Source organism: Kribbella sp. (assembly GCF_035655035.1).
GTDB lineage: Bacteria > Actinomycetota > Actinomycetes > Propionibacteriales > Kribbellaceae > Kribbella.
On record NZ_DASRVN010000569.1, the window covers coordinates 1 to 9,212 of the forward strand.

General features: G+C 66.0%; 6 protein-coding genes and 1 pseudogene. All 7 read right to left on the reverse strand.

The window, feature by feature from the left end:
- Positions 1–1,517: glycoside hydrolase family 2 protein (locus VFF46_RS30365; RefSeq protein ID WP_325040658.1), on the reverse strand; the 1,517-nt coding region annotated here is incomplete at its 3' end.
- A 79-nt stretch (positions 1,518–1,596) separates the two neighbouring features.
- Positions 1,597–2,706 carry a lactonase family protein gene (locus VFF46_RS30370; protein ID WP_325040659.1) on the reverse strand — a complete coding sequence of 370 codons (1,110 nt, stop codon included), beginning with the start codon at positions 2,704–2,706 and terminating at the stop codon, positions 1,597–1,599.
- Positions 2,703–4,277, reverse strand: a complete 1,575-nt coding sequence (locus VFF46_RS30375; RefSeq protein WP_325040660.1) for a CocE/NonD family hydrolase — start codon at positions 4,275–4,277, stop codon at positions 2,703–2,705. Before VFF46_RS30375 ends, VFF46_RS30370 begins: the two co-directional genes overlap by 4 nt.
- A 58-nt stretch (positions 4,278–4,335) precedes the next feature.
- Positions 4,336–5,265, reverse strand: coding sequence for an oxidoreductase (locus VFF46_RS30380; protein ID WP_325040661.1), 930 nt, complete (start codon positions 5,263–5,265; stop codon positions 4,336–4,338).
- An 837-nt stretch (positions 5,266–6,102) separates the two neighbouring features.
- Positions 6,103–7,596, reverse strand: coding sequence for a type IV secretory system conjugative DNA transfer family protein (locus VFF46_RS30385; RefSeq protein WP_325040662.1), 1,494 nt, complete (start codon positions 7,594–7,596; stop codon positions 6,103–6,105).
- Between the two features lie 161 nt (positions 7,597–7,757).
- Positions 7,758–8,798 carry a M48 family metalloprotease gene (locus tag VFF46_RS30390; RefSeq protein WP_325040663.1) on the reverse strand — a complete coding sequence of 347 codons (1,041 nt, stop codon included), beginning with the start codon at positions 8,796–8,798 and terminating at the stop codon, positions 7,758–7,760.
- A 91-nt stretch (positions 8,799–8,889) separates the two neighbouring features.
- A pseudogene (locus VFF46_RS30395) lies at positions 8,890–9,212 on the reverse strand (M23 family peptidase); the annotation flags it as partial.

Below are 9,212 nucleotides of genomic sequence, written 5' to 3' on the forward strand. Positions count from 1 at the left end.
GTCGCCGGTCCGAGGTACGCGTGGTAGTCGAGGATGTTGCCGCGCCCGGAGTCACCGTGCGAGTTGCAGCAGTTCACGCCGCTGTGCACGTCGACGAGCCGGGACGGATCCTGCGCCGCCACCGAGTCCGCGACCTGGCCGGTCTCGGTCCGGTCCCACTCGCCCCAGCCCTCGTTGAACGGCACCCAGACGGTGATCGACGTGAAGCTCTTGTGGTCCTCGATCATCTGGTGCAGCTCGGACTTCCACTGGGTCCGCCAGGGCTCGGGCATCGCGTCGGTCTTCGACGCCGGCATGTCCTGCCAGACCATCAGACCGAGCTTGTCGGCCCAGTAGTACCAGCGGTCCGGCTCGACCTTGATGTGTTTGCGGACGGTGTTGAACCCGAGCCGCTTGTGCTGCTCGAGGTCGAAGCGCAGCGCCGCGTCGGTCGGAGCGGTGTTCAGCCCGTCCGGCCAGAAGCCCTGGTCGAGGGTGGACAGGTTGAACAGGATCTTCCCGTTCAGCGCCATCCGGAGCTTGCCGTCGGCCCCTTTCTGCAGGCCGACCTGGCGCATCCCGGCGTACGACCCGACCTGGTCGACGACCTTGCCGCGGTCGGTCAACCGGACCTTCAGGTCGTACAGGAACGGGTGGTCGGGTGACCACGTCTTCGGGTTCGGGATCTTGAGCCGGAGTTCGGTGTTCGCCTTGCCTGTCACATTGCCGACAATCCGATTGTTGTCGTACGCCGTCACCTCGACGTCGAGCCCGGCGGGACCGGTCGTCTCGGCCTTCACCGTGAGGGTCTGATTCGGCAGGTCGGGCGTGGTCTGCAAGCGGCTGATCGAGGCCGCGTTGACCGGCTCCATCCAGACCGTCCGCCAGATACCGGAACTGCCCTGGTAGAAGATGCCGTGGTCGCTGACCTGGCGCTGCTTGCCGATCGGCTGGTACGTCTGGTCGGTGAGGTCCTCGGCCCAGACGATCAGCTCCTGCGGACCTTTCGCGTGCAGCGCGCTGGTCACGTCGACGTCGAACCCGTCGTACCCGCCGCGGTGGGCGGCGACCTGGACGCCGTTCACCCACACCTTGGCGTCGTAGTCGACGGCGCCGAAGTGCAGCAGGAGCTGCTTGCCCTTCCAGTTCGCGGGAACCTCGAAGGTACGGCGGTACCACATCCGGTCCTCGTGCTTCTGCAGCCCGGAAAGGGCGGACTCGATCGGGTACGGGACGAGGACCTTCTCCGGCAGCGCCCGGCCGACGGGCGGCGGCTCGTTCGGCGCCGCCGCGGACCACTCCCAGAGGCCGTTGAGGTTGCGCCACTCCGGCCGGGTCAGCTGCGGTCTGGGGTACTCCGGGAGCGCGTTCGTCGGCGAGACGTCGGCGGTCCACGGCGTGGTCAGCGGCGGTGTGCCGACGTGCCAATCCGAGGCTGTCGAGTCAGAGGCCGGCGAGTCCCAGCCTGTCGAGTCCGGAGTTGCCGGGACGAGGATCGCGGATGCCACGAGGGCTGCCGCGGTGAGGATCTTGAGCATGGGCGGGGTCCTTCCGGGGCGGGAAAGGGCACCTTTATGACAGCGCTCTCACCACAAAAACGCAAGGGCTCGCGCATGATCAAACATTGACGCAGACCGGTGTCGGCGTACTGAAGTCACCCGTCTGGGTCAACGAGCCGGCTGCGTGGTCCACCGCGAAGGTCGTGACGTTGTTCGACTTCTGGTTCGCGACGAATAGCAAGCTGCCGCTCGGGTCGAGCGCGGCGTGCCGCGGCCAGTCCCCGCCACAACTCGGTGTACCGATCAGCTCCAGATCGGCGCCGTCGGTGCGGAAGATCGCGATGCTGTTGTGGCCCCGGTTGGTCACGTAGACGAAGCGGCCGTCGGCGGACGTGAGGATCTCGCCCGGGTAGTTCTGCGGGCCTGCGGGCGCGGTCGGCCGGGTCGACAGCGGGGACAGTACGCCGTCGTCGTACCCACAGACTGTCACCGTACCGTCGAGCTCGTCGGCGACATACGCGTACGCGCCCGACACAACGAGGTGTCGCGGACCGGCACCGGACTTGAGCTTCGCCTGGCGCTGGAGGGTCAGCTTCCCGGCCGCGAGAGTGTACGTGTAGACCGAGTCGGTGCCGAGATCGACGCCAAGCACGTACTTTCCGGCCTGCACGACCTGGTGGGCGTGCGGTGCCGATCCGTCGTGCTTCACCAGGTCGGTTTGTTGCCCGAGGCTACCGTCCGGGTTGATCGGGTGGACGGCGATGTCGCCGGATCCGTAGTTCGCACTGAGCAGGTGGTCGCCGATCTTGGCCAGGTGGCAGGGGCCGGATCCCTTGTTGGGTTGACGATTGAGCACCTTCTGCGTCGCGGAGATGTCGACGGCCGTGACGGCACCGGCGTCCTGCTCGTTCACGGCGTACAGGAAGTTCCCGTCGCGGATCACGAACGACGGATCCGGTACGCCGGCGATCGTCCCGGCCCCGGTGATCCTGCCCTTGCTGTCGTACGTCGCGATGCCGATGCCGTCGCCGTACGTCCCGAGATACATCGTGCCGCCTGCGGCCCGCGGCCCGCTCGACGGCCGCGGGCGACCGCTCAGCACCGATGTCCGGTCGGTGGGGCCTGGCTCCGTCGCGTCCTCGCGGGCGGACGGCTCGCGGCTCGCGGACTGCCGGACGGGGACGAGGGCCGCGGTGAGGCCGAGGAGCGCTCGGCGGCTGACGGTCATGCCGCCACCGGGACGCTGATCGACGACGGATCCCCGGCAGGCGAGCTGAACGTCACCGTCGACCCGATCACGCTCCGCCCGAGATACCGCGGATCCACCGTGTCCACGACGAGTACAAGGTGATGCCCGGCCGGCACTTCCCAGCTCGTCGCCTCGAGCCGTACGTCGATCGCGACCGCCTTCCCCGGTGTTGCCCCAAGCAACGTGTACGGCTTGTGCGACATCAACGATCCGACACCGAGTGCGTCCACGTCGTACAGGTACGCGAACAACGACGTACTCGACGCCGACGGCCGCACCGTGACATGCACCTTCGGCGTACCGTTCACCACCGCCGCACGGTCGAACGCCGGACCGGACCACACGCCCGCGAACGACCGGTCCACCAGCGGCGTCGCGACACCGGTGGGGATTGTCAACAATCCTTGCATCGCACCGGAAACCAGTGCGACCCCGCTGTCCGCGACCGTTGGCACGCCGGCCCCGATCACCCGGCTCCACCCGGTCGATGCCCCGCCCTGCAGCCCGCCCGCCTGCGTCAGGTACGACGTACGGTCCTGCCCGACGGCCGCCCAACTCGAGTACCCGCGCCAGACACCGCGCTGCGACTTCAACTGCACCGGCGCTTCCCGGTCGGCGCCGTTGTCCGCACCGGTCAGGTAGTGCCGCAGCCAGCCGGCGAGCTCGTCCCAGGTCTCGTTCGGCAACCCGACCGCTCCGGTCACCTCCGGCGTGGCGTGATCGCCGTGCGCCAGCAACAGTCGCTTCGGCCCGGTCAGCCTGGCGAAGAAGTCCGTGTACTGCGAGGGCGGGAAGATCGAGTCCTCGAACGCGTTCGCCAGGAAGATCGCAGGTTTGCCGGCATTCAGATTGTCGACCATCGTCGCCGCCGACCGGACCGGCGACAGCTGCTTGGCCTCCGCGATCGCGCCGTCGAAGTCACCCGTGGCGAACTTCGACTGCAACGACGCCATCTCCGGCCCGGGCCGGCCGGTGACGTTGCCGAGAGCAAGCAGGCCGGCGACGGCCTGCAGCGCGACCGTGTCGTTCGGGTCCAGCGAGCGGATCAGGTCCGCCCAGCCGCTGAGCGCCCCGACCGCCTTGATCCGCGGATCCTGCGCCGCCGCGAGCAGCGACGTACCGGCACCGTACGAGATCCCCACCGCCGCCACCCGGCTCGTGTCGGCGGGCGTGTGCTGACCGGCCCAGTCGATCACCTTGCTGACATCCGCGACGGTCGGCGGCCCGGCGATGTCGATCTCGCCGCCGGTGTCCCAGAACCCGCGGCTCGAGTACGAGATCACCTGGAACCCGGCCGTCGCGAGCTTCGCGCCCTGGCCGACGTACTCCGCGTTCGGTACGCCCCAGCTCGACGGCATCACCACGAGCGGGAACGGCCCAGCGCCCTGCCCGGTCGGCGTCAGTACGACGGCACCGATCCCGATCCCACCCGCTCCCGGGATCCGCTGGTACGACGTACTGAAACCCGCGGCGGTCTGACTCGCCTCCGCGCGTGGACCGATCGTGATCAACGTCAGGGCGACAGCGAGAGCGGCGGCAAGTCTGCGCACGAGGGACCTCCGGCATCGGGAACTACCGGAGGGTAACCAGGAAACTACCGCTGTGTCACTACTTCGGCACGGTGAGTACCGGATCGACCCCAGTCGCCTCGACGGACCACGCCCACAACCGCTGCGCCAGCTCCGGGTCCTGAGCGGTACGCGTCGGCAGCACGACCTTCGGCGCACCCCGGTACTCGAAGAAGCCCGGTCCGACGAACGACCCCGGCCGCAGGTCGGCGTACGTCGCGGCGTACAGACTCGGCCAAGCACCCGCAGCAGCAGGCTGTGCGACGAGCCGGGTCGCGGCTCCCCACAGCTGCGCCTGCAACGCGTGCCCGGCCAACTCCGGCCCAGCCGCCTGCAGGTGCGTCGACGCGTACCCGGGGTGCGAACCAACGCTCAGCAGTCCGGCCCCGGCCGCACGCGCGCGACGGTCGAGCTCGAGCATGAAGAGCAGGTTCGCGAGCTTGGACCTGCCGTACGCCTCCCACTTGCGATAGCTGCCCACAGGCCGACGCAGGTCCTCCTGACTGACACCACGCACGCTCTTGTGCATGAACGAGCTGACCGTGACCACCCTGCTGCCCTTGAGCAGCAACGGCATCAGCCTGCCGGTCAACGCGAAGTGACCGAGATGATTGGTCCCCAACTGCAGCTCGAACCCGTCGACAGTCTGCCGGTACGGCGGCGCCATCACCCCGGCGTTGTTGATCAGCACATCCAACCGGTCGTACTGCGTCAGCACCTCGTCCGCGGCACGCTGCACACTCGCCAGATCAGCCAGATCCAGCTCGAGCACCGCCGGCACCTTGCCGCCCTCCTGGCTCAGCCGCTCCACGGCCCGCGCCGTCTTCTCCGGGTTGCGCGCAGCAACTATCACGTCGGCACCGTGCCTGAGCAACTCCAGCGCAGTCTCGTACCCGATCCCGCTGGTCGCACCCGTCACCAACACCCGTCGTCCCGTAAGGTCAGGAATGTCCGCCGTACTCCAGGTCATGCGCCCACACTAACGGCGCAAGCAGACCACCTGCTCACCTGCCAGACGGCCTCACCCGACTCCACCACCTGCACACCAGCCCCGCCACGCAACACCCCAGGGAACAAAGAGTCGTGCACGGCACTCGCGAACGGGCGACCCGGTCGTAGAAGAACGTCACCCGAGCCTCAGTTCGCCGAAGGCGCAGCACCCTCGCCCCGACCACGCGACAAATGAATGTCACCTGGACCTCCGTAGAGTTTCGACGCCCCACTCTCACCTCCGCCACCCGCTCAAGCAAGTGAACCAAGCACGACGGCCCGACCCTAGAAGGGTCGGGCCGTCGTACCTCGCACCTACGGCCGCCGAACCTGCAACAGCAGAGCCGACGCCGTAGCCACGAGCGGCAAAAGCCCCGGGCAGAACACTCCGACCACGGCGACCACGATCAGGACAACCTGAGCAGCCCGCCTAAGCAGACCGACCAGACTCCCCATCAGCAAGGTCAATGCAACAAGGTTGGCATTCCAACGCTCAACTTTCTTTTCGAAAGCAGTGCGCTTACTACGGGTGTTAGCGGCAACCATGGACTCGACTCCTGGTCTCAGGTGACGAACGCCAAGAGTTGCGCTAACAACCACATGGCGATCGATCACAAGTGAACGAAAGCACCATGTGGTACTTCTGTCTTTCACAAAAGGCTAGCAAGCGTTCGACCGGGGCCGCCAGCCTGCACTGGTTTCCCAGCTATCCGAGATGTCCGATATGGTTGGTTGGTCGGCGGAGGTGCGCTAACACCGTTGATGCCGGTGAGACCGCGGCGCATCTATGGACTCGACTCCGTGCGCCGCGGTCTGCTCATGCTCGCAGGTTGATCAGAACCGGGCCGACCCGTACACCGTTGGATCGGGCGAGGGAGACAAGCGCGTGACCGGCTGGAACTCCCGTGATGATGTCCGAGACCGTCCAGCGAGCGCGCTCGACCCTGCGAGCGCTGTATCCAGACGTTCTGCTCTCAGACCGACCGCCCAATGATCCGAACGAGTCGTACTGGACCCCCGTCGTCGCGCTCCGGTTGATCGTGGTCTCGGTGATGTACTGCTCGCCGAACCAGCGGGAAAAGACGTCTGCATCCTGCGGGTCTATGCCACCGAACACTGCCTTGCAACCAGTCGAGCCAAAGACGGTTGCTCGGATCTCTGGCGGAAAGTCCGACATGGTCTGCGACAGAAGGACCAAGCCGGCGTTGTTGGAGCGCAGCTTTTGCACGCCTCTGGCCACGTAGTCGTCGACGAACCTGCCCGCCTCGTCGATGACCAGCCCTTTGAAGATCGATCTGTCAGTCTCCGCGGACGAGGTGATCTGCACGAACTGCGAGACCACCAACCGGGCCAGGATCCGTGAAGCATCGGGGTACTCCGCTTCAGGCAGTGCGACCCGAACACGCACCGGCCGGTTCAGGTCTCGCATCTGAAAAGTCGGCCCAGGGTGATCGAACAAGGCTCGCAGAGACGGGCGATCGAGCAGCGCGAACCGTTCGACCAAGCTGGCCGCAGGATCCGCAGTTCGCTGCGTCTGCGCCTTGCGGCTGTCTAGCAGGGCCTTCATCTCCTTGGCCCCAGCACCCTTCAGCCGTGCCTTGACGCGGTCCATCGAGGCTTGGTCAGCCCGCAGCAGGCCCAGCAACTCCGGCACCGTCGGCCATCGATCGTAGGCGGCCTCGAAGGGTGCCAGACAGGCATAGAGGGCATTCTTCGAGGCGTCGATGAAGTACGCCTTGTCATCGCTCACCCGCGGCGGCAAGAGAGCCGATGCGAGCCGATCTGCTGCAACGTCTGCAGATCGCGAGCCTCCGAAGAGGCTGAAACCGCAGGTCGGGTTCAGTGGATCGATCGTGACGTCGAACCAACCGTCGTAGGCGAAGTCCGTCGATTTCGGGTCGACGACCACCATGCTCGCCTTACCGGTCAGAGCGGCGAGCGACAAATGCTCGACGATGGGAGTCGCGATTCCTCGCGTCTTCCCTGAGCCAGGCGGTCCGATCACCAACAGGGAGGTTCGCAGCACATCCAAGTCGATGCCGAAATCACCCGTGATGTCGAAGTCGCTTCGATGGTCGGCGACCACCTCACCAAGCCTTACCTGCCCTGCCAAGAGATTGTGCCGCGCAAACCGCACGCCGGGTAGATTTCGCTGCTGCGACGGATGCACAAGTGCGGCACTGTTGTCGCGCTCAACGGCTCGCGCCAACTTCTCGAGCTCGGCCGGATTTGCTGTGGAACGCTCGATGACATGGGCGATCCGCGCACGGTCCACGTCCCCGAAGTCAGCTGAACGGGCCAGGTCGTCCAACTGCCTTGCGAGCTGACCGTGAGTCTCGCGGAGAGGTTCCCACGGGTCCACACTGGGCCTCGGTTCGCCTCGGGGCGGTGGTGTGGTCTGCCCCGTCACAGCGCCAGCCAGTGCGGCCAACTTCTCCTTGAGCGAGTGGCCCTGATCGCGTCGTTTGTTCATCATCCTGTCGCCTGTACATAGGTTTCGAGGCTCCGGATCCGGTCTGCGATCGTTGGGTGCGTCGCGTAGACAGCACCACGCCACCCAGCTGCCCGCCGTGCGACGTCTTCGCCCTGCGACTGCACATCGTAGAAGAAACGGATTGTGTCACGGGCATAGCCGAGATCTGCTGCAACCCGATCAGCAATGAACTCCGATCGCCGGCTGAACCAGGCCAGCGGTATCGGCACGAGGAACGGCAATACGGCATAGACGGCCCACCCCCAGCCACCCCACATCATCGAGCGAAGCACCAAGCCGGCGAGCGCGAGCACGAAGAATATCGTGATCAGGCATCCGATCGCAGTACGCAGCCGCGCCATCGCCTGGATCGCCGCCATCGTCCAGCGCGCCGGTTGCGCGTACCAGAAGACGAGCAGGGTCGCCCAAGGATGACCACCGCGGTGATGTCCCAGCTCATGGGCGAGAACCGCTTGCAATTGGCGCGGCGGAAGATTGTTCAGCGCCCACCTTGTCACCGCCACCGACCGGCCGGCGACTGATATGCCGTTGACGCTGTCGGACTCCTCGACCCACAGCTTGTAGAACCCGGGATCCACACCAGCGTGTGCGCAGACCGCCCGCCAGGCGATGTCGAGCTTCTGCTGCTCCATTAGCGTCGGCTTACGCAACCGGCAGAGGAACCTGGCGACTGCATCCTCTGTTGCAGGCAACAGAATGAGCAGACCCGACAAGACCCATAACGTAACGACCAACGTATCTGCGAAGCCGTCGAAGATCCACGAGGACACCGATGAAACGACGCCGAGGCTCCAAATCGCCCATGGAATACCGAGCAGCAGCTCAGCTGCCGAGGGCACCGAGAACCGCAGGGAGCGCGACGTAGGCTCTTCTGCCGCGCCCTGCTGCTCGGCGCCGAATGACCCTGGCACGCTGTTTGGTGCGTCCGGTGCCCTGCCTCCTGGCTGTGGATTCGCAGCAGGCTCCCAGTCGTCCGCGGAGAACGAACCTGGCCGGCCGTGGTCGTCAGGGCCATTCATCGGGTACCTCCGACCTGTCCGACGAATCCACAGTTCAGTATCCCTTCGCAGCATCCACAATGTCGGCGCATACCGCGCCCGTCAGGTCACCTCAGTACAACGACACGTGCACGTGGTCGTAGTGCCCTCCAGTTACGTCGGTCGGATTGTAGACACCGCCCCCGTCGTACTGACGCCACTGACCGGTTCGCGCAGTCCAAATCTTCCCGTACCAGATCACGTACCGCACCCCGGTCTTGGCAGCGGTCTGAATCGCCCAGTTCGCGTAGCCGTCACCCTTGGCGCGTTCCGCCGGCGACTTCCTCGAGTCGCCGCCGACGAAGATGTCGCAAGCCTTGCCCTTCGGGTGATCGCTGGTCGGGTTCCACGCGTGCGCGTCCCAGCAGCTCATGCTCGGATTGTGCAATGCTGTAC

Bases quoted from the DNA above. Each gene is read 5' to 3' on its own strand.
- VFF46_RS30370 (WP_325040659.1), bottom strand. From the start codon at position 2,706: ATGACCGTCAGCCGCCGAGCGCTCCTCGGCCTCACCGCGGCCCTCGTC.
- VFF46_RS30380 (WP_325040661.1), bottom strand. From the start codon at position 5,265: ATGACCTGGAGTACGGCGGACATTCCTGACCTTACGGGACGACGGGTG.
- VFF46_RS30390 (WP_325040663.1), bottom strand. From the start codon at position 8,798: ATGAATGGCCCTGACGACCACGGCCGGCCAGGTTCGTTCTCCGCGGAC.